This window comes from Pseudoalteromonas sp. APC 3893 (assembly GCF_030408095.1).
Lineage (GTDB): Bacteria > Pseudomonadota > Gammaproteobacteria > Enterobacterales > Alteromonadaceae > Pseudoalteromonas.
Map to the genome: position 1 here is coordinate 1 of NZ_JASDCD010000030.1, position 25,620 is coordinate 25,620.

General features: G+C 39.7%; 25 protein-coding genes. 20 read left to right on the plus strand and 5 right to left on the minus strand.

Features of this window, described 5'->3' with window-relative positions; translation table 11 throughout:
• Nucleotides 1-232: 232 nt before the first annotated feature.
• Complete coding sequence (locus QMA12_RS20055; RefSeq protein WP_087531459.1) at nucleotides 233-1,054, minus strand: hypothetical protein; 822 nt, start codon at nucleotides 1,052-1,054, stop codon at nucleotides 233-235.
• A 498-nt stretch (nucleotides 1,055-1,552) separates the two neighbouring features.
• Between QMA12_RS20055 and QMA12_RS20060 the strand changes: the two genes are divergently transcribed.
• The 10 genes from QMA12_RS20060 (at nucleotide 1,553) to asd (ending at nucleotide 16,038) form a co-directional block, all read left to right on the plus strand.
• A complete protein-coding gene (locus tag QMA12_RS20060; RefSeq protein WP_290211233.1) occupies nucleotides 1,553-2,305 on the plus strand; it encodes a DUF3450 domain-containing protein in 753 nt (250 codons plus the stop codon).
• 13 nt (nucleotides 2,306-2,318) lie between these two features.
• The gene (locus QMA12_RS20065) at nucleotides 2,319-3,686 is read left to right on the plus strand and encodes a MotA/TolQ/ExbB proton channel family protein (protein WP_290211234.1); all 1,368 of its coding nucleotides are present in this window, start codon (nucleotides 2,319-2,321) and stop codon (nucleotides 3,684-3,686) included.
• Between the two features lie 3 nt (nucleotides 3,687-3,689).
• Nucleotides 3,690-4,217 (plus strand): MotA/TolQ/ExbB proton channel family protein, encoded by a 528-nt coding sequence (locus tag QMA12_RS20070; protein ID WP_256827525.1) that lies wholly within the window; start codon nucleotides 3,690-3,692, stop codon nucleotides 4,215-4,217.
• 49 nt (nucleotides 4,218-4,266) lie between these two features.
• The gene (locus QMA12_RS20075; protein ID WP_058559390.1) at nucleotides 4,267-4,677 is read left to right on the plus strand and encodes a biopolymer transporter ExbD; all 411 of its coding nucleotides are present in this window, start codon (nucleotides 4,267-4,269) and stop codon (nucleotides 4,675-4,677) included.
• Between the two features lie 15 nt (nucleotides 4,678-4,692).
• Nucleotides 4,693-5,298, plus strand: a complete 606-nt coding sequence (locus QMA12_RS20080) for an energy transducer TonB (protein WP_290211256.1) — start codon at nucleotides 4,693-4,695, stop codon at nucleotides 5,296-5,298.
• Between the two features lie 47 nt (nucleotides 5,299-5,345).
• Complete coding sequence (locus tag QMA12_RS20085; RefSeq protein WP_290211235.1) at nucleotides 5,346-6,653, plus strand: CDC27 family protein; 1,308 nt, start codon at nucleotides 5,346-5,348, stop codon at nucleotides 6,651-6,653.
• A 290-nt stretch (nucleotides 6,654-6,943) separates the two neighbouring features.
• Nucleotides 6,944-11,053, plus strand: a complete 4,110-nt coding sequence (locus QMA12_RS20090; RefSeq protein WP_087531435.1) for a hypothetical protein — start codon at nucleotides 6,944-6,946, stop codon at nucleotides 11,051-11,053.
• A 69-nt stretch (nucleotides 11,054-11,122) separates the two neighbouring features.
• Complete coding sequence (locus QMA12_RS20095) at nucleotides 11,123-13,813, plus strand: TonB-dependent receptor (RefSeq protein ID WP_087531434.1); 2,691 nt, start codon at nucleotides 11,123-11,125, stop codon at nucleotides 13,811-13,813.
• A 155-nt stretch (nucleotides 13,814-13,968) separates the two neighbouring features.
• The gene (locus QMA12_RS20100) at nucleotides 13,969-14,754 is read left to right on the plus strand and encodes a polyphosphate kinase (RefSeq protein WP_290211257.1); all 786 of its coding nucleotides are present in this window, start codon (nucleotides 13,969-13,971) and stop codon (nucleotides 14,752-14,754) included.
• A gap of 144 nt (nucleotides 14,755-14,898) precedes the next feature.
• A complete protein-coding gene (gene asd / locus QMA12_RS20105; RefSeq protein ID WP_087531432.1) occupies nucleotides 14,899-16,038 on the plus strand; it encodes an aspartate-semialdehyde dehydrogenase in 1,140 nt (379 codons plus the stop codon).
• Between the two features lie 83 nt (nucleotides 16,039-16,121).
• Here the strand turns inward: asd and QMA12_RS20110 are convergent, their stop codons facing one another.
• Nucleotides 16,122-16,931 carry an ion transporter gene (locus QMA12_RS20110; RefSeq protein ID WP_290211258.1) on the minus strand — a complete coding sequence of 270 codons (810 nt, stop codon included), beginning with the start codon at nucleotides 16,929-16,931 and terminating at the stop codon, nucleotides 16,122-16,124.
• A 102-nt stretch (nucleotides 16,932-17,033) separates the two neighbouring features.
• Here QMA12_RS20110 and QMA12_RS20115 point away from each other — a divergent pair, with 102 nt between their 5' ends.
• The 6 genes from QMA12_RS20115 to QMA12_RS20140 all read left to right on the plus strand — a co-directional run bounded on the left by QMA12_RS20115 (nucleotide 17,034) and on the right by QMA12_RS20140 (nucleotide 19,333).
• Nucleotides 17,034-17,255, plus strand: a complete 222-nt coding sequence (locus tag QMA12_RS20115) for a hypothetical protein (RefSeq protein WP_290211237.1) — start codon at nucleotides 17,034-17,036, stop codon at nucleotides 17,253-17,255.
• Nucleotides 17,248-17,535, plus strand: coding sequence for a hypothetical protein (locus QMA12_RS20120; protein WP_290211238.1), 288 nt, complete (start codon nucleotides 17,248-17,250; stop codon nucleotides 17,533-17,535). Before QMA12_RS20115 ends, QMA12_RS20120 begins: the two co-directional genes overlap by 8 nt.
• Nucleotide 17,536: 1 nt before the next feature.
• Nucleotides 17,537-17,998, plus strand: coding sequence for a hypothetical protein (locus QMA12_RS20125; protein WP_290211239.1), 462 nt, complete (start codon nucleotides 17,537-17,539; stop codon nucleotides 17,996-17,998).
• A 58-nt stretch (nucleotides 17,999-18,056) separates the two neighbouring features.
• The gene (locus QMA12_RS20130) at nucleotides 18,057-18,251 is read left to right on the plus strand and encodes a YwbE family protein (protein ID WP_087531427.1); all 195 of its coding nucleotides are present in this window, start codon (nucleotides 18,057-18,059) and stop codon (nucleotides 18,249-18,251) included.
• Entirely contained in the window at nucleotides 18,248-18,766 is a 519-nt protein-coding gene (locus QMA12_RS20135) for a DUF4240 domain-containing protein (protein ID WP_087531426.1), read from the plus strand. Before QMA12_RS20130 ends, QMA12_RS20135 begins: the two co-directional genes overlap by 4 nt.
• A 99-nt stretch (nucleotides 18,767-18,865) precedes the next feature.
• On the plus strand, nucleotides 18,866-19,333 hold the full coding sequence (locus tag QMA12_RS20140) for a hypothetical protein (protein WP_290211240.1): 468 nt from the start codon (nucleotides 18,866-18,868) through the stop codon (nucleotides 19,331-19,333).
• Here the strand turns inward: QMA12_RS20140 and QMA12_RS20145 are convergent.
• From QMA12_RS20145 to QMA12_RS20155, 3 genes are all read right to left on the minus strand, one after another.
• Complete coding sequence (locus QMA12_RS20145) at nucleotides 19,328-20,590, minus strand: Y-family DNA polymerase (RefSeq protein ID WP_290211241.1); 1,263 nt, start codon at nucleotides 20,588-20,590, stop codon at nucleotides 19,328-19,330. The two genes, QMA12_RS20140 and QMA12_RS20145, sit on opposite strands and share 6 nt — an antisense overlap.
• Nucleotides 20,578-20,991, minus strand: a complete 414-nt coding sequence (gene umuD, locus QMA12_RS20150; RefSeq protein WP_087531423.1) for a translesion error-prone DNA polymerase V autoproteolytic subunit — start codon at nucleotides 20,989-20,991, stop codon at nucleotides 20,578-20,580. Before umuD ends, QMA12_RS20145 begins: the two co-directional genes overlap by 13 nt.
• 96 nt (nucleotides 20,992-21,087) lie before the next feature.
• A complete protein-coding gene (locus tag QMA12_RS20155) occupies nucleotides 21,088-21,516 on the minus strand; it encodes a MarR family transcriptional regulator (protein WP_290211242.1) in 429 nt (142 codons plus the stop codon).
• 101 nt (nucleotides 21,517-21,617) lie between these two features.
• On the opposite strand from QMA12_RS20155, the gene QMA12_RS20160 reads away from it, so the two are divergent.
• The 4 genes from QMA12_RS20160 (at nucleotide 21,618) to QMA12_RS20175 (ending at nucleotide 25,613) form a co-directional block, all read left to right on the plus strand.
• The gene (locus tag QMA12_RS20160) at nucleotides 21,618-22,385 is read left to right on the plus strand and encodes a siderophore-interacting protein (RefSeq protein ID WP_290211244.1); all 768 of its coding nucleotides are present in this window, start codon (nucleotides 21,618-21,620) and stop codon (nucleotides 22,383-22,385) included.
• Nucleotides 22,386-22,451: 66 nt separating this feature from the next.
• Nucleotides 22,452-23,450 carry an LLM class flavin-dependent oxidoreductase gene (locus QMA12_RS20165; RefSeq protein WP_290211246.1) on the plus strand — a complete coding sequence of 333 codons (999 nt, stop codon included), beginning with the start codon at nucleotides 22,452-22,454 and terminating at the stop codon, nucleotides 23,448-23,450.
• 181 nt (nucleotides 23,451-23,631) lie between these two features.
• Entirely contained in the window at nucleotides 23,632-24,615 is a 984-nt protein-coding gene (locus tag QMA12_RS20170) for a patatin family protein (RefSeq protein ID WP_087531419.1), read from the plus strand.
• Nucleotides 24,616-24,953: 338 nt separating this feature from the next.
• Nucleotides 24,954-25,613 carry a hypothetical protein gene (locus tag QMA12_RS20175; RefSeq protein ID WP_087531418.1) on the plus strand — a complete coding sequence of 220 codons (660 nt, stop codon included), beginning with the start codon at nucleotides 24,954-24,956 and terminating at the stop codon, nucleotides 25,611-25,613.
• The last annotated feature ends 7 nt before the right edge of the window (nucleotides 25,614-25,620 follow it).

Sequence of the window (25,620 nt, forward strand, 5' to 3'; positions counted from 1 at the left end):
TGGTAAAACAGCATACGAAAAGTAAGGGTTCAATAAGAAGTAAGTGCGTAAGAGCATGTTATGACGATGCTTTTAGGGAAGAATTGTTGTTTGGTTAACATCATTAACAAAGTGTGCTCGCGCCCTGACCTATTCACAAATAAATAAGGTATTAGAGAGTCTGTGATTTTTGGTGAAATTATAAGAGCGGTATTTTACCGCTCTTATGTACTGAACTATATTTAGGGCTTGTTTACTTTGCTTTATTATCAACTAAAACAAAATTCATAGTACAAACATCACCAAATTTTACTGTTGATTTCGCGCCAACTAAGGTCTCATGAACACCCGTTATAGCACCTGAGCTACAAAATGAACCGGCTGGTAAAGTGATCCCGCGTTTAGCACAACACTCAATCATAAATGCAAACGCTGCCATAGGGCCGTTTAGTATACCGTCAGTAGGGGCTTCATTAATAAGTTTGTCATTAATGCTAACACTGGTATTCATATTAGCTATTTTGTCTTGCCAGTTTTCAATAGCGCTTCCTTTGATCATCCCGTACTGATTACCAATATCAGCAATAATTGCTGTTGGGCCATAGCTGTTTAGATCAACCACAGGGCTACTTGCTATTTCAATACCGGCATATACATTCTTTACTAGGTGTTCAACGCCATGTGCAGTGTTAACCGTACCAGGTAAAATATCTTGATTAGTTTCAATCACAAGTTCAGCTTCTATTGCTATAAATCCGCCTGCATAGACTGGCAGTTTAAACTCTTCACCTTTAGCTTGGTTATCATTTAATTCAACATACACGTTTTCAAATACCGGGCCTAAGATACGTTCATCACCATATTGCTCTCTTAGTTCTGGCGGTACCATACCGACTTTCCAACCAACAATTTTATCACTTGAAGCATCTATTGAACCATTTTGTACTACATATGCTTCTTCTAAAGTACTTGGAATTGGTCCTGGGAAAGTATCAAGAATTGTTGCGTCTTTACGTGCGTCTGAAAGTACAGTGGCTAATTGGCTTATTTGCTCTTTAGATAAAGATGTTGGCATAAAGTATTCTCACAATGTTGGATGAAATTGAAATGCTAATTTATAAGTTTAAGTTTTAAACTGAGGGCAGTATAAACGCTATAAATGTGCAAAAAAAGCCATAATTATGAATTTTTATGCGTGGTGTATAATAAGTTGTTAAATGTTTATTTTCAAATAGGTACGAAAAGTGTTTATTTTAAAATAGGTTAGGGGAGATCATGAAAAAATAGTATCAAGTTTACTGAGGTGGATACAATAATAGATATTCAATCACATTGCATGTTGCTTTTAGAAATTTGTTGAACTATTTAGTGGGGAATTCATGAAGGGAAATTGTTAAATGAATTTAACCTTCCATCATACCGTACAAAAATGTCACTCATAATCCACTAAAGCTTACTTTTATTACAGCTGTCATAAAAAAGACTTTTTAGCGCAACACTCTTGTCATTTACAAACTATAGAATCTCGCTCATTAAAACAAACCAATTGTAATTAACGAGTAAGGTGTATGCGATGAAAGGCGTTAAACCATTGATTTTAGCAAGTATTGTAGCAGCGTCTGCAGCAGTACATGCAAATGAACTAGATAAGGTAATCGACAAAAGCAGCGAAATAAACCAATCAGCTGCGCAATCACAAACAAAAATAGACAAGATTGCAGATTCAATGCAAGGACGTCTGCAACAGTTCACAGCCCTAAATAAAGAAATTGACGGCCTAGCTGTATACAACGCCCAGTTAACAAAGCAACTTAATAACCAACTTACAGAAATGGAAGATTTGAACGCTTCTATGGATAAGGTATCGGTTATTGAGCGTCAAATCACTCCATTAATGATTCGTATGATCACAGGCCTTGAGCAATTTGTTGCTCTGGATGTGCCTTTCTTAAAAGATGAACGTGCAAAACGTATTACTTCTTTAAAAGAAATGATGGACCGTGCTGATATCAATTCAAGTGAAAAATTCCGCCGCCTATTAGAAGCATACCAAGTCGAAGTTGATTACGGACGTACAATTGAAGCGTATACAGCATTATTAAGTGTTGAAGGCCAAGAACGTGAAGTTGATTTTCTGCGCATTGGGCGCTTAGAGCTTATCTATTTAACACGAGATGGGAAAAAAGCAGGAAGCTGGGATCAAAATACAAAGTCATTTGTAGCGCTACCTGATTCAACAATTAGCCAAATCAGTAAAGGTTTACGCATTGCTCGTAAGCAACTTGCCCCAGATATGTTAACACTACCAGTACACGCGGCTGAATAAGAGGTTTATGACAATGAAATTATTAACCAAAATGACAAAAATGGCTGTGTTAGCAACAGGCTTAGGCTTTGCTGCAACAAGCATGGCAGCAGAACCAATGGATTTAGATGCCTTACTTAAAACATTAGAGCAAGGTAAATCAGCACAATCAGCACAAAATCAGCAACGTGAACAAGAATTTAAATCGCGTCAAAGCGAACAAGTTCAAATGCTTAAAGATACGCAAGCTAAACGTAACCAAATGCTTGCTGAGTCAGAACGCCTTGAAACTCAGTTTGAAGAGAACGAAGTTAAATTAGCAAATTTAACAGACACTTTATCTAACCGTATGGGTTCATTAAAAGAACTGTTTGGTGTACTGCAGCAAGTTGCAGGGGACTCAAGCAATAAATTTATGACATCTGTGGTATCAGCACAAATTCAAGACCGTAGTAAGTTTATGGATGAGCTGGCAGTAAAAATGGGCTCAACCTCAAACCTAGCGTCAATCGAAGATATCGAAAAAGTGTGGTACGAACTTCAACGCGAAATGACAGAGCAAGGTAAAGTTACTCGTTTTAATACTGACGTTATCGTTGAAGGCGGTACTAAAGCACAACAAGAAGTGGTTCGTGTTGGTGCATTTAACCTTATCTCTAACGGTAAATACTTAGAGTATAACGCGGCAACAAATACAATTAGCCAGTTAACTCGCCAACCTGTAGCGCGTTTTACAGCAACTGCAGAAGAGTTACAAAATACAGACTCTGGTGTCGTACAGTTTGCTCTTGACCCTACAGGTGGCTCAATCCTTGGTTTATTAGTACAAGCGCCTGACACTGAAGAGCGTGTTCACCAAGGTGGAACAGTTGGCTATGTAATTTTAGGTGTTGGTGTTATCGCACTACTTATTGCAATTGAGCGTTTCTTATCGCTTATGTTGATTGGTGGCAAAGTACGTCGTCAGCTTAAAGACAGTGTTGCTCGTGATGACAACCCACTTGGTCGTGTAATGAAAGTTAAAGACCAATACCCAGATGTTGCGCATGACACATTAGAGCTTAAGTTAAGCGAAGCGATTTTACGTGAAATGCCTAAAATTACCCGTAACCTAACACTTATCAAAATCATCTCAGTAGTTGCCCCGCTACTTGGTCTACTTGGTACTGTAACCGGTATGATCAACACCTTCCAAGCTATTACCTTGTTTGGTACAGGTGACCCGAAACTAATGGCGGGTGGTATCTCTCAAGCACTTGTAACAACTGTACTTGGTCTGGTTGTGGCTATCCCAACTGTATTTTTATACACCTTGCTGAACACCCGTGCTAAAAACATCTTGTTAATAATCCAAGAGCAAAGCGCAGGTATTATCGCTGAACGTAGCGAGAAAGGAGCATAAACCATGGTGCTATTGATTGATTCAATCAATGCTATCCGTGATTTTCTCGACACTGGTGGCCAAGTCCTCTTGGTCATCGGAGTGTTAATCTTCGCGATGTGGTTATTGATACTCGAGCGATTTATATTTTTCTTCAAAGGTTATAAGCAATACAAGCGTGATGTAAAAGCAACTTGGCGAAATCGCCCTGAGCGAAACAGCTGGAATGCTGAGCAAATACGCCAAGCTATGATTTCACGTGCTGGTATGCAACTTAATACAAACTTAGCGTTAATCAATGTGATGGTTGCACTTTGTCCGCTACTTGGCTTATTAGGCACAGTAACGGGGATGATAGAAGTATTTGATGTAATGGCAGTGACTGGTACTGGCAGTGCTCGTTCAATGGCATCAGGTGTATCTAAAGCCACTATCCCAACGATGGCGGGAATGGTTGGTGCATTATCTGGTGTATTTGCTTCTACATTTTTACAACGCCGTGCCAAGCGTGAAGTAGAGCTACTTGAAGACAATATGGTTTTAGACCACTAATAAAAATTTTGTAAAGCAGTCAACTGGCTGCTTTACCAAGGAGTAAACGATGAGAGCCCCATTAGGTAATTTATTACAAGAAGACGAAGCAGAAGAAATTAACATGACGCCAATGCTAGACGTTGTTTTCATTATGCTTATCTTCTTCATTGTAACAGCCTCTTTTGTTAAAGAAGCAGGTATTGATGTGAATCGCCCAGAAGCTGCAACAGCCGTAAAAAAAGAACGTGCGAATATCTTGGTTGCGATATCTGACACCGGTGAGATTTGGATCAACAAACGTAAAGTCGATGAACGTGCAGTACAAGCAAATATTGAACGCTTAAAAGCTGAAAACCCACAAGGTAGCGTTGTTATTCAAGCGGATAAAAAAGCCACCACTGAAGTATTAATTAAAGTGATGGATGCATCACGTGCTGCAGGTGCGTTTGACGTTTCAATTGCTGCGCAAGAAGCATAATAAGGAACTGATATGTTGCGATATTTAGTTGCATTAGTGATTGCCGGTGTTGTTACGTTTTTCTTGTTCTTAGGTATGCAAGCGTTAATAACCGGTGGTGAAGGGGCAATGAGTGAGCCTGTTAAAGGCAACGTACTTGACTTTGTTCGTCTTAAAAAAGAAGAAACGGTGCAAAAGAAAGAACGTAAACCACAAAAGCCACCAAAGCCAAAAGAGCCGCCTCCGCCAATGGAGTCACCGCAAATGCAAAGTAGTGATCCTAATGCGAGTGCATCAAACTTTGATTTTGGTGCCAATGTAGAAGCGGATGTAAACCTTGCTGGTGGGTTAGCGTTAGAGTCAAGTGATGGTGAATATCTACCCATTGTTAAAGTTGCACCTGTTTACCCACGTAGAGCACTTTCGCGCGGTATTGAAGGCTATGTGATTGTTGAATTTACAGTAACAAAGCAAGGCACAGTGCGTGACCCAGTTGTTGTTAGGGCAGAGCCAGAATCATTATTTGACCGTGCAGCGATGGATGCAGCACTTAAATTTAAATATAAACCACGTGTAGTCAATGGCGAAGCTGTTGAAGTTGCGGGGGTACAGAACAAAATTTCTTTCCAAATTAACGGTTAGTACTTCATTAAAAGTACTTAATAAACGGATAGAGAAGCGAGGCGATTATGAAACCATTAAAAACTGCACTTATTTGTGCAACAGCATTCACCAGTAGTATTTTGCTGCCGAGTATTGCTAGTTTTTTACCAGGTGTGAGCATGGCAACGGCTTACGCACAAGAGCAAAAAACTAAACGAGTTCCAGCATTGCGCGAAAAAGTTTACAGCCAATTAGCGCGTGCACAAAAGCTTGCTGATGACGGTGATGCAAAAGCCGGATTAGAAGCCCTTGATAGCATAAAAGAGCGTGCATCAAGTATGAACGAATATGAAATAGCCATGATGTATAACTTTTATGGTTTTATTTACTACAACGAAAACGATTTACCAAAAGCAATTGCTTCATTTGAAAAGGTGGTTAATGCACAGGCAATTCCTGAAAGTTTACGTTTAAGTACTACGTTTAGTTTGGCGCAATTAGCAATGGCTAATGGTGATTACGATAAAGTTATCTCATTCTTAAATGACTGGGATAAAATTAATACTAAACCTAAAACAGATGCTTATCATGTGTTAAAAGCGCAAGCTTACTACCAAATGAAAGACTACAGCAAAGGTGTTGATAGTATCAACCAAGCTATTGCTCAAGCAGATAGTGAAGGTAAAGAGCCCAAAGAGAACTGGTTAGTATTACAGCGTGCAATGTATTACTCGCTTAATCAACCACAAAAAGTCGTAGAAGTTCTTGAGCGCATGGTAAAACTTTACAACAAACCTGAGTACTGGGTACAACTAGGTGGTATGTATGGTGAGACAGGCGCTGAGAAAAAACAGTTAGCTGTGTTAGAAGCAGCTTATCAACAAGGCTTTTTAAAATCAAAATCTGAGCTGACCCAGCTTGCCCAAGTTTACATGTATAACGGCTTATCTTATAAAGCGGCCGATGTTATGAAACAGGCTATGGAGTCAGGTGCTTTAGAACAATCAGCGAAGAACTATGCCTTTATTGCAGAGGCTATGGTGCAAGCCAAAGAAGATGATAAATCGGCGCAATATTTCGCCAAAGCTGCTGACTTATCATCGCATGGTAAATATGATCAACGCTTAGCTGAAGTGCTTATTAATACGCAAAACTACGAAGAAGCCGCCGATGCCGCCCGTGCAGCCCTTGATAAAGGCGGCTTGGATTTTGAATCTAACGTGTATGTTGCTCTTGGTATGGCACAATATAATTTAAAGAATTTTGATGCGTCAATTTTAGCGTTTGAACAAGCTGAAAAACACAAAAAATCTCAACGTTTAGCTGAGCAATGGATCAAGTATGTGAAGAACGAAAAAGTACATGCTGAAACATTACGTACAGCTTTACTTTAGTTGCTAACAATTCGTTAGTAACGCTCAGTTTATAATCGCAACACCAAAACCGCCTTCGGGCGGTTTTTTTCGTTTTACCTTACCCTAAGACATTGTTATTTATGCAATCCATATTGTCATTTTATGTTTATTAAAGTGTAACCCGTTTGTCATATAGCTGCCGTAAGGTAGACCCCGTTGAAAAACTCAAGTGACCTTAGAACATGTCGAACGTGTTTTAAGTTGACTTGAGTTTTAACTTAATGCGCTAACAAAATAATTAAATATTAAATATCTTAACGGAGTGAACAATGAAATTATCTGACTTATTTAAAGTTAGTTTAGTGGCAGCAGCAGTTTCTTTAGCTGGTTGTGGTGGTGATTTAGTCGTTAAAGAAGGCGATACTAATACAACTGTTAATGAAGGCGACACTATTAATAATAATTATGAAAATGGTGGCGACAACGGTGGTGATAATGGCGGTGACGACTCAAGCCGTGATGACTCACAAAATGCGACAACAGGTTTCCCAACGGATATTGAAAATGCTTTTACTCAAGGTTTAGCTACAGATGTTTCAAGTTCATATCCTGAAATTACTGATAAGCCAGTTTATAAACTAGCTGCAGATACTGTATTTACAGTTGATGCTAGTTTAACCAATGATGCACATTGGATTTTACAAGGTAGAACTGCTGTTGGTAATGACCGTGCAGATAATGCTGTGTTATATATACAGCAAGGTACTACATTAATTGGTGAGTCAGGTGACGATTTCTTAGTTGTCCGCCGTGGTTCGCAGATAGAATCTGTAGGTACAATATCTCAACCTATCACAATGACATCTATTCAAGATGTAACAGGTGGCGAAACGGCTATTGGTCAATGGGGTGGCTTAGTATTACTTGGTAATGCACCCGCTAACTCATGTGGTGATCAGGAAGGTGAAACGACAGCTGATGAACTTGCAAATTGTGGTGTTCCAGCTGAAGGTGATGCAGGCTTGTTCGGTGGTGAAGATGCAGCCGATAATTCAGGTACTTTAAAGTATGTTTTAGTTAAGCAAGCAGGTAAAACTCTAGGTAATGGTGATGAACTAAATGGTATTACATTTGCGGGTGTTGGTTCTGAAACAACTGTAGATTATATTCAAGTACATGAAAATCTAGATGATGGTATCGAATTTTTTGGCGGTACTGTTAATGTGAGCAATGTTGTTCTTACTAACATTGGCGATGATTCACTGGATTGGTCATTTGGCTGGACGGGTAAAGCTACTAATGTTTACATCCAGCAAGCTGCAAATGTGGGTGATAACGCAATCGAAGCTGATAACTCAGAGTTTGATTCACAAGCGTCACCGCTTACTATGCCAACCATCGAAAATGTAACCATTGTTGGCGCCGATGCAAATAACGGTATTCGCCTACGTGCCGGTACAGCTGGTGTTCTGAAGAATGTTTTTGTAACAGGCCCTGCAACATATGAAAACTGTTTGCGTGTTGGCTCTGATTCAGTGCCTCGTGCTGAAGATGGCTCTTTAACTATCACCAACTCTATCGTTGCATGTCAAACAGCTGCTAACAACTTTGGCAGCGAGACCATTAATGGTGGTACTGTTCAAGCCTGGTTTGAAGGGCAAGATGCTAACCAAACATTAACACCTGCTGATTTAATGCTTGATGACAATGGTTATATGCCATTAGCTGGCTCACCATTGTTGGCAAATGGTCAAGTCGGTGCATTTGATGGCACGACTAACTGGATGGAAGGTTGGACAGTTGCGATTAACGGTGGCTTCCCAACTGATATTGAGAACGCACAAGCTCAAGGTTTTGCTACGGATGTATCAAGTGAATTCCCACAAATCACTGATAAGCCAGTATACCGCTTAACCGAAGATACTGAATTCACTGCTGATGTAACATTAACAAACGATGTACACTGGATCTTAAATGGTCGTACTGCAGTTGGTGGTGACCGTGAAAATAGTGCAACACTTTATATTCAAGCAGGTACTACATTAATTGGTGAGACAGGTGATGACTTCTTAGTTGTTCGTCGTGGTTCTCAAATTAATGCAAATGGTAATGCAACGGCGCCAATTACTATGACGTCTATCCAAGATATGACAGGTGCTGAAACAGGCATAGGTCAATGGGGTGGTTTAGTTCTTTTAGGTAATGCACCAGCAAACTCTTGTGGTGACCAAGAAGGTGAAACAACCGCTGATGAACTTACCAACTGTGGTGTACCTGCTGAAGGTGATGCTGGCTTATTTGGTGGTACAGACGCAGAAGATAACTCAGGGGTTGTTCGCTATGTACTTGTAAAACATGCGGGTAAAACACTGGGTAATGGCGATGAGCTAAATGGTATTACATTTGCTGGTGTTGGCTCTAAAACAAAAGTTGAATACATTCAAGTCCATCAAAACCTAGATGACGGTATCGAATTCTTTGGTGGTACTGTTAATGTTCGTAATGTTGTATTAACTGATATTGGTGATGACTCATTTGATTGGTCATTTGGTTGGACAGGTCGCGCACAGAATGTGTATATCCAACAAAGTTCAGTAGGCGGGGATAATGCATTTGAAGCAGACAACTCTGAGTTTGATTCAAATGCAACACCTCTTACAAAACCACTTATTTCGAATGTTACCGTTGTTGGTGCTGATGGTGTCAATGGTATTCGTTTACGCGCGGGTACTGCTGGTATTCTTCGTAACGTAGTTATCACAGGTCCTGATGGATACAAAAATTGTCTACGAGTTGGTTCTGACTCTGTTGCTAATGCAGAATCTGGTGAATTATCAATCGAAAACTCAGTAGTAGCATGTAACGCTGACAATAACTTTGGTGACGAAGCAATTGGTTCTGGGAATGTTCAATCATGGTTTGAAGGTCAAACAGGTAACCAAACACTCACGTCAGCTAACTTAAACTTAGCGACTGACGGCTTTACACCTAAATCAGGTTCACCACTTTTAGGTGCTGGTGTTGATGCTTCAGAACTTGATTCATTTTTCACTAAAACTGATTACATTGGTGCATTCGATGGTGATAACAACTGGATGGACGGTTGGACTGTTGCTGTGACACCTAACTTCCCAACAGATATCGAAAATGCGCTAGCTCAGGAACTTGCTACAGATGTTTCTGCAAGCTTCCCACAAATTACTGATAAACCTGTCTACGAATTAGACCAAGATGTTGTGTTTACTTCAGATGTAACGCTTACGAATGACGCTCACTGGATTTTGAAAGGCCGTACTGCTGTAGGTGGTGACCGAGTTACACCTGCAACTCTTTATGTTCAGTTTGGTACAACTTTAATTGGTGAGTCAGGTGATGACTTCTTAGTGGTTCGTCGTGGTTCTAAAATTGAAGCTGTTGGTACAGCAACTCAGCCAATCACTATGACGTCTATCCAAGATATGACGGGCGCTGAAACCGGTATTGGTCAATGGGGTGGTTTAGTATTACTAGGTAATGCACCTGCTAACTCATGTGGCGACCAAGAAGGCGAAACAACTGCTGATGAGCTTGCAAGCTGTGGTGTTCCGGCTGAAGGTGATGCAGGTTTATTCGGTGGTACAGACCCAGAAGATAATTCAGGTACATTAAAATACGTTGTTGTAAAACAAGCAGGTAAAACACTAGGTAATGGTGATGAGCTTAACGGTATCACTATTGCGGGTGTAGGTAGCCAAACAGAGCTTGATTACATCCATGTTCATGAAAACCTTGATGACGGCGTTGAGTTCTTTGGTGGTACAGCAAGTATCAGCCACTTGGTATTAACTAATATAGGTGACGACTCTCTTGATTGGTCATTTGGTTGGACTGGTAATGCTCAACATGTACTTATCAAACAAAATTCAACGAATGGTGATAATGCAATTGAAGCTGATAACTCTGAGTTTGATTCAGAGGCTTCACCACTAACAATGCCAACAATTTCAAATGTAACCATCATTGGTGCTGCAGATGTAAATGGTGTGCGCCTACGTGCAGGTACTGCGGGTGTTATTAAAAATCTAGTTGTGACAGGCCCTGATAGCTACAATAACTGTTTACGTATCGGTTCGGATTCTGTGCCTCACGCAGAAGACGGCAAGCTATCTATAACTAACTCTGTAGTTGCTTGTTCTGCTGAAAACAATTTCTCAGAGCAAACAATTAATGGCGATACTGCACAGGCTTGGTTTATAGCTCAAGATGGTAACTCTGTAATGGAAGCCGCGATGCTAGGTTTAAGTGAAAATGGCTATATGCCAACTTCAGACTCAGCATTACTTGGTCAAGGCTTTGACTCATCAAGCTTAAACAGCTTCTTCGACAAAGTTGATTACATCGGTGCGATGGATGCACAAACTGACTGGACTGCAGGTTGGGTAAAAGTAGGTCTTGAATAACCCTCTTTTATAACCATGGGTGAGAGTTCGCTCTCACCCAGCTTCTAGTTCATGTTTCGGAGTATAATAATGAATTCTTTTACCCCCTCTAAACTTGGTCGCTCAAAACTAAATTACGCGGTTGTTGCTGCTCTTTTAGGTTTGTCGATAAACTCAGCTCAAGCGCAAGAATCTGACCAAGAGATAGAAGAAGTGGTCGCTGTTGGACAGCGTTTAAAAGGAAGTGCGGGTGCCGTATTGCAAGAGCGTCAAAATCAAGCGTTTGTTGCAGATATTATGGGTGCCGATCAAATTTCAAGAACAGGTGATGGTGATGCCGCTGCAGCACTTCGCCGTGTAACAGGCTTAACCCTTGTAGATGGTAAGTTTATCTATGTTCGTGGTCTAGGTGAGCGATACTCAAGTACACAATTAAATGGGATGTACGTGCCAAGTCCCGATCCTACGCGTTCAGTTGTTCCTTTGGATTTATTTCCATCAGACATCATTGAAAGTTTAAGTGTACAAAAATCGTTCTCACCTGACATGCCAGCGCATTTTGGTGGTGGTAACGTCAACATCAGAACGAAGTCTATCCCAAGCGATTTCTTATTTAAAGTTGATGTTGGTGCTTCATACGATACCAGTAATAGTGAAACAGGTTATTTCTATGAAGGCGGTGATGATGATTGGATGGGCCGTGATGATGGAACACGTGCATTACCCCAAGAGTTCATTGATGCATTTGCTGCTGATGGTATAGAAGGTAACCTTGATACAACACTTGAGCAGCGTCAGGCGTTAATGTCATCACTTGATTGGAACATTGGACCAACCGAAAAAGACGTTCCTCTAGGTATGGATTTTTCAGTTGCACTTGGTGATCGATTTGAGAGTGATTTAGGTACTTTTGGTGTGCTAGCTGCTGTTTCGTATGAAAACGAGTGGGAAGTTAGCCAAGAGCAAAATGGAACTAACCTAGGTAGCTTAGGCTGTGAAGACAAATGTTTTGCGCAATATTATGATGGTACTTCTACAGAACAAAGTGTTCGCTGGAGTGGAACTTTAAACTTGGGTTATGAATTTAACTCAAATCATAAAGTCGAGTTAACTAATATTGCTTTACATGATATGCGTGATCGAGTGCGTGACCGTAATTTCTATGATGCCAATGAGTCAGAAGAAGGAACTCGTGAATTACGTCGTGTCGATGTCGTGTATGAAGAACGCGAAATGTTTTCTAGCCAGTTAAAAGGTACTCATAACTTTATAGAGTATAACAACCTATTTGTTGATTGGTACGCAGGCACTAGCCGTGCTAATCGTGATGCACCAGGTATGGTTGACGCTATTTTTCAAAAAAATTATAGCGATGGGGTTTTTGAGTCTGAACAACTGCAAGATGTTTCTGCAACAAATTTAAGCCGAGAGTTTCAAACCCTACATGATAAGGTAGATACTTGGGGCTGGAATATGGGGATGCCATTTTATGGCGATGGTTATGAGCTTGAATTAAAAGCGGGTGGCGACTTCTCAGAAAAATCTCGTGATGCTGCAAATACGCGTTTTGGTATTACCCACCGTGGTATTGCTGATGAATACAGCTATGGTTCTCGCTTAGATGAAATTTTCGCTGATGATAATATCAACAACGATGACTTCTACACGAGTGCTACAGGTTCTGGCATTTTTGATGATAGAACAGCTGATGGAGATTCATACACTGCAGCGAATAAGCTAGATGCTTATTATTTCATGGCTGATTATTTCTTAGATAATACATGGCGCTTTACAGGTGGTATACGTTGGGAAGATTTTGCCCAAGTATCTGTACCTTTTAAAGCTCATAGCAATGAATTTGATGCAACGACTGATGAAATCACTGAAGTAGCAATTAAAGATGACGATTTCTTTCCGTCTCTTGCGGTTACTTATATTATGGATGAAGAAATGCAGTTTCGCTTAAACTTAAGCGAAACAACCATTCGCCCTGATATGCGTGATGTTAGCTCTAGTTACTATGTTGACCCGTTAACTGAGTTTTTGGTTCGTGGTTCACCTAGTTTACAAAGCTCTAAATTAAAGAACATTGATTTTAGATTCGAATGGTATATGCAATCAGGAAATAACTTCTCTGTTGCTTTATTCCATAAAGATATTGAAAATCCGATTGAAATGGTTGAGCTTGCTGGGGTTGGCGGTGCTGCACCACAGCTATTAACAGCCAATGCTGAATCAGGTGAATTAACAGGTATAGAGTTCGATTTCTTATCTGATTTTAGCTTTATTGACTCGTCTTTAGCTAATATATTTGTATCAGGTAATCTAACTTTGTCAGATTCATCAGTTAATCTTGGTATTGATGATTCTGATGGTGTCGATTCTTTATTTGAACAGCAATTAAAAGATGCATTAGAAGCTGATTCTGTTTCTAACATTGTTACAAATAATGAGCGTCGACTTGTAGGTCACTCTGAATGGGTAACTAACTTACAAATGGGTTATGACTCTGATGATGGCTTCCATTCAACATCATTAGTTTATAATGTGTTTGGGCCTAGAATAATCGTACCAGGTACTCGTGGTAATGAAGACGCTGAGGAGCAATCATTCCACTCATTAGATTTAGTTTATTCTTATTTTCCAAACTTCAGCAGTAAAGTGAAATTTAAAGTTGAAAATATTCTTGGTCAAGAGAAAGAAATTGAGCAAGAAGGTTTATCACTCTGGAAAAAAGAAGAAGGGACTAAATTTAGTATAGCGTATTCTTACGAGTTCTAGCTTAGTTTAGCCTAGGAAGGCGAATACAATAAGATCACTTCATTGCCCTACATTTGTAGGGCTTTTTTTTGCCCAGCTGTTTGCTATGCTTATTGGCATCTACAAATGCCCAAGCTGCTTGTTGAAAAGGAATTATTGTGCACTCTGTTAGTCAAATTAAACTCAATAAAAATAAACTAGTGTTAGATGAGTCACAAACGCAGTGGCCATCGATTAAAGATAAACAAACTTATAAGCGACAGCTCAAACACTGGCAAACTAAGTTGTTGCATGTACAGCAAGCTTATTTTCATCAAGGGCGTCGCGCCGTTATTGTTTTAGAGGGTTGGGATGCAGCAGGGAAGGGAGGTGCTATAAGACGTTTAACGCAGCGGTTAGACCCCAGAGGGTTTACTGTTTACCCGATTGCTGCGCCAACATCTGAGGAACAAGGCAAACATTATTTGTATCGATTTATGAATAAACTACCTGCGCCAGGCACTATCGCCATTTTTGATCGATCCTATTATGGCCGTGTTTTGGTAGAAAGAGTTGAGGGACTTGCCAGTTCACAGCAGTGGCAACGTGCATATCAAGAGCTCAATGAATTCGAACGCTTATTGATAGATGATGAGGTGCGCATTGTTAAGGTGTTTTTAAATATCAGTAGTGATGAGCAGTTAAAGCGCTTTGAAGTACGCCTGCAAGACCCTTATAAACGTTGGAAACTTACCAGTGAAGATATCCGTAATCGTGAAAAACGTGGTGAGTATGTAAATGCTATTAACGATATGTTTGTTCATACCAATACCAAAGCTGCTCCATGGCATATCATTGCTGCCCAATATAAATGGTATGCCCGTATTGATGTGCTTAAAACAGTGGTAAAGCAATTACGCAAAGGCATTGATGTATCGCCACCTGCTTTAGATCCCAGTTTAGAAGATATAACCATTGATTGATCTTTAAGTTACAGAATCAATATGAAATATTTTTATGTTCTATGACTATTACTGGTTTTGCATTTACTGCAATGCTAGATTAACTCGTCTAAAAATTAAATCTCACGCAATGAATTTTAATTTTTAACGTATTAGGTATTTCTTATGACTCAAATAGTGGAACAAACAATGAAAAAAGTAGGATTAGTCGGTTGGCGGGGCATGGTTGGCTCAGTGTTATTAGAACGTATGCAGCAAGAAAATGATTTTGCCAATATTGACACCACTTTTTTTACCACCTCTCAAGCAGGGCAACTAGGGCCTGACATAGCCGGCGCGGCAAAACCTTTACTCGATGCCACTAGCATTGAAGAGCTTGCTAAAATGGACATCATTATCACCTGCCAAGGTGGTGATTATACTAAAGCGGTTTACCCACAGTTACGTGAAGCAGGGTGGAACGGCTATTGGATAGATGCAGCGTCAGCTCTTCGTATGAGCGATGACAGTATTATTGTACTTGATCCTGTAAACAAAGATGTCATTGAGCAAGGTCTTGAGCAAGGCGTTAAAACCTATGTGGGTGGTAACTGTACCGTTTCACTCATGTTATTGGCTCTAGGTGGTTTATTTGAGCAAGATTTGATTGAGTGGGTCAGCCCAATGACTTACCAAGCAGCCTCAGGTGCCGGTGCGCGTAATATGAAAGAACTCATCGCGCAAATGGGCTCTATTCATGCAAGCGTTGCAGATAAGCTTGCCGACCCTCAAGCTGCCATCTTAGAAATTGATAAGCTTGTAACTGAACAAATTGCATCAAGTGATTTACCACAAGATCAATTTGGTGTACCGCTAGCGGGCAGTTTAATTCCGTGGATTGATGTGCCTATGCCATCAGGGCAATCTAAAGAAGAATGGAAAGCGCAAGTTGAAGCAAATAAAATCTTAGGCTCATCTAAGCAGCCTGTCCCTGTTGATGGTTTATGCGTACGTATTGGTGCTATGCGTTGTCACTCACAAGCCATGACCATTAAATTACGCGAAGATATCAGCGTTGAAAAAGTTGAGGAGATTTTAGCTTCTCATAACGAATGGGTTAAAGTGATACCCAATGAACGTGAGATCACTGCAACAGATTTAACACCGGTTAAAGTGACTGGTACATTAAATATTCCGATTGGTAGAATTCGTAAATTATCTATGGGCCCTGAGTACATTAGTGCGTTTACTGTGGGTGACCAATTACTGTGGGGCGCTGCAGAGCCACTTCGCCGTATGTTACGTATTATTGTTGATAAGCAGTAGTCAGAGTAGCTAGTATTAATTCACATAAAAAGGTCGGCATTTGCCGACCTTTTTATGTTTATAATTGTGATTATTAGATTTGTTTATTCATTCTTATGCTGTAGTAACTGTTTAAGCTCAGCAACTTGTGTTTTAAGCTCATTAATCTGACCTTGTGTTGCAGGTAAAGAGTCGACATCAGCTTTCTCTTCTCGGGCGTTACGATGTTCCTCTGACATAACTTCTAAAATAGCCCCGACCATCATATTTAAAAATATAAATGCCGTTAAGAATATAAATGTAAGATAGAAAATCCAGCTTAACTTATAAACCGCCATGGTTTCGTACATGACGTCGGTCCAATCTTCGAATGTAGCAATTCTAAAGAGAGTTAACATTGAAATCGACACATCCCCCCATAATACGGGGTTTATATCAGCAAATAACATGCTGCCCATTGCTGCGTAAATATAAAAAATCACAAACATTAATAAACCGATATAGCCCATTTGTGGAATAGCTTTGAGTAGAGAGTTAACCAGCAAACGCAGTTCGGGGATCATAGATACTAACCGCAATACGCGGAAAATTCTTAATAACCTAGCAATAAATATGGTTGAACCAGCCGCAGGGTATAAACTGCCTACCACAATGATAAAATCGAATATATTCCAGCCTTTGGAAAAGAAATCTTTAATTCCTTTACTCGCAATATAGCGAATAACAAGCTCTACGAGGAAAAATGCAGTGATTGCTATATCCATCCAATGCAACGCAAATTCTGCAGTTGGGTGTAAGGAATAGGTATGTGCGCCTACAGTTAACGCAGAGATCACAATAACGGCGATAACAAATGATTGAAATATTTTACTTTTATCGATACGCTGGAACAGCTCTTGTAACTGCGACAACATCATAATACAGCCCTAATGGTAATTAACTTAAAACGTTTGCAATATACAGCAAAACCGAGTGTGATGAATTAGTTTTGCGGTATAAAATGTAAGGAATTTTTAATGATTTTCAATATACTGAAGCTACTTTTTAGTGCTTCAATGATTTTTATCTTATCGGCTTGTACATCTGATAGTCGTTATCATGAAATTCAATCAGCACGTTTAGATGAGTGTAACTACATGGCTGACAAAGAATATCACGAATGCATTAAGCGCCAAGAAGATAGCTACGACGAATACAAAAAAAAGAGAACTACAGAGCAAACAACACAAAATGACTAAAACAGAAAAATTACTCGATAAATCACTTCGTAAAATGTTGACCATTGCCTGTGAGAATATTAAAGATGATTGTAGCGGTTTTGCTTATTTAACCCATGAAGTTAATTTAAAAAAACCAGCGAGTAGTTTACAGGTAAGCTGTTACTTTATAGATGAATTATCCTTATCCGAGGCAAACAGCAAACAACAATTACCAGCACTTGAAAGCGAAATAAAAGCGCAGCTTGCAGTAATCAACATCAAACCACAGGCAATCAGTTTTTTAGCGGACTCACTTTAATATGATAAGCGTTTTTTCAAATCTATCTAACAAACAAAAGCAATATAGTTTATTGGTACTTGCGTTACTGTTTTTTATTCTAGGTATTTATCAAATAACCGCATCAACGAATGATACTGTGATACCTGTTTTTAGTAATGGCTTTATCATCGCAATAGCATTTTGGGCATTTTCTCGTCGTTACAGTGATAAGTTTATAAAACAACATGCTCTTGGTAATGCCCTTACTCGGCTTAATGAGCAGTTAGTGGTAAAACAAGCGCCAATTAAAAAAGTATCACAGGTTGATGTCACAAGAATCACCCAAATCACAATCGCAGACAATTACCTTAGTTGTATACTTGATGGCAATGGGCAAGGCTTTGATTTTCAAATAATTGGCAAAGCATGTGATATTGAGACACAAGTAACTTCAATTTTAACTGCGAATGAACAACAAACGATTACTATCACTGTAGTTTAATTTGGTGTAGACCTCACATACCGTTATAATCGAGCAAAATAGTAAAAGAGATACATTTATGGCTGTTCCTACTCGTTCTCAAATTTCCCCGGGCACTGAAGTCAACATTGTTTTAAAACAAGATCAACGCAGTGGCACATTAACTAACGGTATTGTTTCGCGTTTATTGACTAAATCACCGAATCACCCTCATGGCATTAAAGTGCAGTTAGAAGATGGTCAGGTAGGGCGTGTTAAAGAGATTGTTTCATGAGTGAATTCACTGAGTCTGATTTTTGGCGATTAGTCACTGTTGATGATAAAACCGCTGATCCTGAGTCAGTAAGTAAACGATTAAAAGCGTTACTCGCTGATTTAAATGACGAAAAACTAATCGCCTTTGATAAACAGTTTAGTATCTGTATGCGTCAAAGCTATACCTGGGATTTATTTGGTGCAGCGTTTGTTATGGCTGGCTGTAACGACGATTATGGCTTTTCAGAGTTCCGCTGTTGGTTAATATCTCGTGGTGAAGCCGTATTTAATAAAGCAGTTACCAATCCTGATTCTCTAGCAGATTGCACACCAGTTTATCACCTTAATGAACAACCGTACCCATATTTAGATGAATATGACCTTATTGCCGGTTTGCTCTATGAAGAGCGTAATGACGATGAATTACCGTTTGTGCCTTCAGGGCTAGACCAACCAAAAGGCAAACGTTTTAAAGACAAGCCAAAGTTTTTAAAATTAATTTACCCACAGCTCTTCGCAAAGTATTGGCAGTAATGATCAATTAAAGCGAGTTTTGTAACTTGCTTTATCATTATTCTAATTATTGTCCCTATGCTATGCTGAAATTATAAATAACCCTAGGTTAGGTATTTAATGTATTTTTATAAAGTTTTGTTCTGTGCGGTATTAATTTTATTTGTCAATGCGAGTAATGCTAAATCAGTATTGCCTAGTAATAAAAGCCAGTTTGTTAAATTACTGAACACTCATTTAGGCAGTTATAAGTTAATTGCTGGGAACAGCGATATTTGCACAAGTGGTGAGCTTAATTGGCATAACAAGAGTGATACCAACCTTGGTTTTAGCCTTGGCAGCGGTATCATTTTTAACGCATTACACAATGGGACACAAACAAATAAAGTGCCTAACTTTTGCTTAGTGACCACCAAGTTTAAATACACCAGTGAAGGCCTCACTATGACGCTTCGTCATAACCGCTGTGAGAATGACAGTGATAACCTCGATACCAGTCAAACTTTACGCTTTTTAGCCGATCATAAAATACAGTACAGTATTGAAAACACAGACGTTGAGTGTATCTTTGAACTACAGCGTCTATAAGTCACATGTTATTTTAGGTAAGGCATGCCAGCGAGTGGTGTATTGCGGCGATAAAAACGCGCGTTTCATATGCCACGATTGTGTTTGTTGTTGGCTAGCAAGGCTGAGTGTATCACTGCCGTATCGCTGGTTTATGGTATCTAAGCACTGCATCAATTTAATGTTATCCTTTGAGACAGTAAATAAATCAGCTTGTTGAAATTGCACCGAGTTAAGCTCGAGTGCCCCGACACCACATTTATAAAACATCACCCCTGGTTGATAAAGCTGATCGAACAAACTACTTACTGCATGGGCTAACACACGGCTATCAGCACTGGGTACAGTGAAGTCATACACTAATGATTTTTTGTAGTAATACTGCTCATGAGGGGAGCTTGCTACAAATAATAGTAATCGTTTAGTTACTGAGCGTTGCTGGCGCAGTTTTTTTGCGACCACGACACAGTGATTTACAAGGGCTGTTTTTAACGCGATAGGGTCGGTTAAGCGCTTGCCAAAACTACGGGTTGAAAATATCTCGTGTTTATCTTGGCGTACTTCGTCCCAATTTAAACAGCTTATACCATTTAACTCACTCACAGTACGTTCAAGCACAACGCTAAATTGGCGTTTTATACGCCTTGGCTCTTGCTGCGCTAAGTCAAGCGCAGAGTGTATATTTAATAGCTTGAGCTTTTTTGCTATACGTCTACCCACGCCCCACACATCGCTAACATCCATCAAACTAAGAATGTGTTTACGCGAGCGATCATCATCAATTACCGCAACGCCATTAAAGCCATTAAGTTTTTTAGCGGCATGGTTGGCGGCTTTAGCCAATGTGGGTGTAGGGCCAAAACCCACACCAACAGGCAATTTGGTTTCTTGCCACACCGTATGGCGTATCATTTGCCCATAGTGATGCCAATCTTTAATTAAAGGCGTAAAGCCATTAAAGTGTAAAAATGATTCATCAATCGAATAGATATGTTGGTTATCACAAAAACGGCTGATCACATTCATCATTTTGTCGCTTAAGTCGGCATACAGCTCATAGTTAGATGAACGAATAATTACGTTATGTTTAGCGAGTAAATGCTTTACTTTAAAGTACGGCTGAAATTTTGGAATATTTAACTTACGAGCAATCGGGCATACTGCGCATACACAGCCATCATTGTTAGTTAGTACAACAACGGGCTTTCGCCTAATTGCAGGGTCGAACACCTTTTCGGCACTAGCATAAAATGACACAGCATCGACTAAGGCATACATTGGTGTAGCTCAGGGCTTAAACGATGTAGGCGAATAGAGCGAGTAACAACGCCTTCTAATTGAAACTCATCATTGGCTGACAGTTGCACAGGTCCATAAGCAGGGGACGCTGACAATAGTTGTGCGTTAGTTTTATCTAGTAGCTTACACACAAATAAGCCATTTAAATTAGCTACAATCACATCGCCATTTTTAGCGTCTTCAGCTCTGTCGACTAACAGTAAATCGCCATCAAAAATACCCACCCCTTGCATTGACTCTCCTGAGGCAACACCGATAAACGTAGCATCAGGATGTTTTATTAATAATTGATCAAGCGATAAGCCTAATTCTTTGTATTGTGCTGCGGGGGATTCAAATCCACACACGCCAGCTTCGATATAAATAGGGATAACACGCATACTAAAACACACTTAACTGTATATTTGTACAGTATAGTGCTTGGCAAGTTAAAATGCCAAGAGTTAGATCAGTATCGCAAGCGAAAATGGTCTATTTTACTCATTTTTTATATTGCTGATCATAGTGTTAGCTGTATGCAAAAAATTATCAATCTGGCTTTGATCTAGCCCTTGGCACAGTAAGGCATCTACACTTTGCTCCGCAGCATGTAATTTTTGTAATAACAGCTCACCCGCCGGGGTAAACGAGAGGATAAAACAGCGTTTGTCATTTTCATCGGCACATTTAGTAATTAAATCAAGTTTGAGTAACTCTTTGATCAAACGTGCTATTTGTGCTTTATCACGTTGAGTTTGCTGAACAATATCGTTTGCTGTGCAATGAGGCGTTTGGGCAATAATATGTAAGCAGCGTACATGTAATGCGTTGATACCTAACTCGTTAGCGTTAATTGAATTTCGTACGGTCACACGGTAGCTCTGAGCAAGAGCAAATAAAGTAGCGGCTAAATTTTGTTGTGTCATAAAACACCTAATTAGTTGACAAAGTCAATTAAAAGTATATAGTTGATTTTATCAACCAGTGGGGCGTTGTGCAAACAATCATTGTTATTATGGAGACAAACATGAGTAAAAAAATACGTCGTGCACACGTGATCAGTACCACACAAATAGCGCCGCATTTAATGCGTATTGTAGTTGGCTCTGAGGAGTTTGATGACTTCCCACGTGATCAACAAGGTGCTTATGTCAAAGTACTTTTCCCTCATGAAGGACAAACCGACGTTGAACTTGATCTAAAAGCTGATAAGCCGGCAGTTATGCGCTCATACACAATACGTAAAATAGATTCACAAAGCGGTGCAATTAGCTTGGATTTTGTTATTAATCAACACAGCGGAGTTGCCACTAATTGGGCTAAGTATGCCAAAGTGGGTGATAAAGTCGGTATTGCAGGGCCTGGGCCTAAAAAGCTCTCAGACTTTAGTCAATCAGACTACCTACTATTGGGTGATTTAACCTCTGTTAATGCAATAAATGGTTACTTACAGAAGTTACCAGCCAGTGCTACCGTGAATGCTATTATTTATGTACCTGATAAGAAAGATATTATTGACTTAGATACAATCAAAAATAACCACCACGTTAATTGGCTTATTAGTGAGCAACCACACACTGATTTAATCAATGCTGTGATCACCGAATTAGGTCAAAGCCATACCAAACCGCTCGTGTTTATGGCCCTTGAATCATCATTGATACGTGAAATAAACACCCTTTTACGAGAACGTTTTTCGATTGAACGCGAGAGTATTGTGTGTTCAGCCTACTGGAAGCAAGGCATAACAGCCGATGGTTTAAAAGTTGAAAAACAGCATCAATCAAATGCCTGAACGGCATTTGAAAAATACACTTGTGGCACCACTGTATACTTATATTGAATATAAATAGAGCGTGTTATGACTGTACTTAACAATATACATTTTTCATTGTTAGAGCTTAGCCCAATGAAAGAGCATGAAACAGTATCGCAAACCCTGGCAAATAGTGTTGCGTATGCACAACAAGCAGATGAATTAGGCTTTAATCGCTTTTGGATGGCTGAGCATCACAATATGCCGGGTATTGTATGTGCCGCAACATCGGTACTAATTGGGCATATCGCTGGGCAAACACGTAATATCCGTGTAGGTGCTGGTGGCGTAATGTTGCCGAATCACCCACCACTTATCGTTGCGGAACAATTTGGTACATTAGAGAGCCTTTACCCTGGGCGTATAGATTTAGGTTTAGGCCGCGCCCCAGGAAGTGACCACATAACAAGCCGAGCACTTAGACGTGATGAGCGCAGAGCGGAGAACTTTGCCGATGAAGTAACCGAACTACAAGCGCTATTAGGCCCAAGTGATGAGCACTCCCCAGTACGCGCTATACCGGGCGAAAACACTAATGTGCCCATTTGGTTGCTCGGCTCTAGTTTATATAGCGCCCAATTGGCGGCTAAAAAAGGCCTGCCTTATGCGTTTGCAGGGCATTTTGCACCGCGCTTTTTATATGATGCGATTGCTTTGTATAGAAGTGAATTTAAACCGTCCGCAGTATTAGACAAACCCTATGTCATGCTGGGTTTACCTGTGGTTGCAGCAGATACCGATCAGCAAGCACAACAGTTAGCAACCACGTCAAAACAGCGAGTACTTGCACTATTACGAGGCCATGCCCTTTGGTTAAAGCCTCCGATTACGAGTATGGATGAACTTTGGAGTGAGCAAGAGCAAGCTCAAGTCGAAAGCTTTTTAGGTTTATCAGTTGTGGGCAGCCCTGTGACCATTAAACATAAGCTCGAAATGATAGTAAAAGAGCTTGGAGTAGATGAATTTATATTTACCAATGATCTATACCACAGCCAAGACAGACACAGAGCCCTTGAAATATTAAGCACATTAAAAAGCAGCTAAATTAAGCGAGTATACATTTTGCGCTTGCTACTCTAGTTATACATCGAAACAGCGGTAAACCAAGCAGTTTACCGTTCTGTTTTATTAATCAATTCGATTTATATAATCAATTTTAACGTTTTAATAAAACTCATTAGAATGAAGGTATAAACTAAGCAACATACCCAAAGGAAGGCTAACCGTGAAACCTCATGACCTTACAACCACAGAAACTTTCAATAAAACAGCATTGATCGCAGAGGGGGGTGGTCAACGAGGAATTTTCACCGCAGGTGTACTAGATGCATGGCTTGAGCACCAATACGACCCATTCGACCTTTTTATTGGCACATCAGCAGGCTCACAAAACCTGACTAGCTTTTTAGCGCGCCAAAAAGGCTATGCTAAACGTCTTATTAGAGGCTTATCTCGTAACAAGCGTTTCTTTCAGTTAGGAAGAGGATTGCTTGGCAAAAGTATTGTTGATCTTGATTGGTATTTTGATAAAACCACAGAGTTTAATCGTGCACTTGATTTTAAAACGGCTAAAACCAGCTTAGGTGAAAGAGAGCTGTTGATCACGGCCACAAACGCACGCGATAGAAAGCCATACTTTTTAACTCCAACCGGAGAGGGAAAGCAATGGCGTGAGCTGTTAAAGGCCTCCAGTGCATTACCTTTTTTGTACAAACAAGGCGTTAGATTAACTCCTTGGCTTGATAAAACAGCTGCAAACGAAGAGCTAGAATGTAGTACATGTGCCTTAGCTGACGATGACTTCTTTTTAGATGGTGGCCTTGCTGCGCCACTACCTGTAAGAGAAGCTTATAATCGAGGTGCGCGCAAAATTGTTGTTATTCGTACAGTGGATGCAAGCCTGCCAGTACAATCGGCGTGGGTAAATAAGCTTAAAACATTTGTGTGTGCATCAGGTTATTGCCCTAAATCACTCGATTATTTGCTACAACACGAGCAAGCATATTTAGAAGAACTAAACTTCATGCAAAACCCACCTGAAGATCTCCAAGTGATTCAGATTTTTGCAGGAGATAAATTACATAGTAAATTACTCGGCAGTACTGATGCTGATTTACGCAATGATTACAAACTAGGGCTCGCTGCGGGTAATCACTACCTCAGTGACCAATATGACTCTAATAAAACACAGCAAAAGTATTACGGGTAACAGAGCCCGTAATACAGTTTTCCTACTTATTTTTATATCTTTGTCTTTGTCAGCCACCTCATCACCTGTCTAATATACTACCTACTACAACCAATCTCATATTATTCAAAGAAATAAAATATAGAAGTAACAATGCGTTAATATCTTAGAGTAAATTGACATTAAATATTTTAATTTATAGTATGGGGTGTTCTCTAACATAATATATTCTTTATGCTTAGTTTGAACAATACGATCATCACAACTTACAGATTGAGTTACTGTAGATCGGATGAAGGTCTGTAACGTTACGTTTAATTGTTGCAGTAATGAAATCAGCGATGGAATCTTAAACAAAGATGACTATTTCAGTGGATGGAAATGAACTGTTCGATAATATCGACGAGTTTAAAAAAGCATTTTTACCTTTACATCAATTAGGTACGCAAGCAAGTAACCAGATAATAAAAAATGAAGAAGATAAATCATCTAAACAAGCCTTGATAAAAGAACAGGTCGATGCCCTCGAACTCAGAATAAAATTTATCGAAGAAATCTTTAATTCAAAAAACTTTAAAACAACTGACGATCTTTTCGAGCACATAGATGAAGACGGCGATGAAGGGCAAGAAGTGTTGCTACTGCGTCGTAATCTCACAACGATTAATGAATCTCTTAGAACAGTAAAACTTTTACAAAACTTAAATGACACAATCGAATTAGATTCAGACGTTAATGATGAACTACAGCAAGACTTGTCAGCGTTAAAAGAGCGCTGCGACGCAGCTCAAGAACACATAAATAAATTAAAGTCACAAGAAATAACATTCTACTCTCGTTATCACCAGCTAATGGAAGACGAACGGATTCGCGAAGAAGAAGAACAAAAACTATTGCAAAAACTTGCAGAAGAAAAAGCAGCCAAAGCTCTACGACGTAAAGGAATTATGAAGAGGTTAATGCTAACTAGCATCTTCGTTTTAGTCGTTGCGGGTTATTTGTATAAGAACATGTTTTAAGGCTACT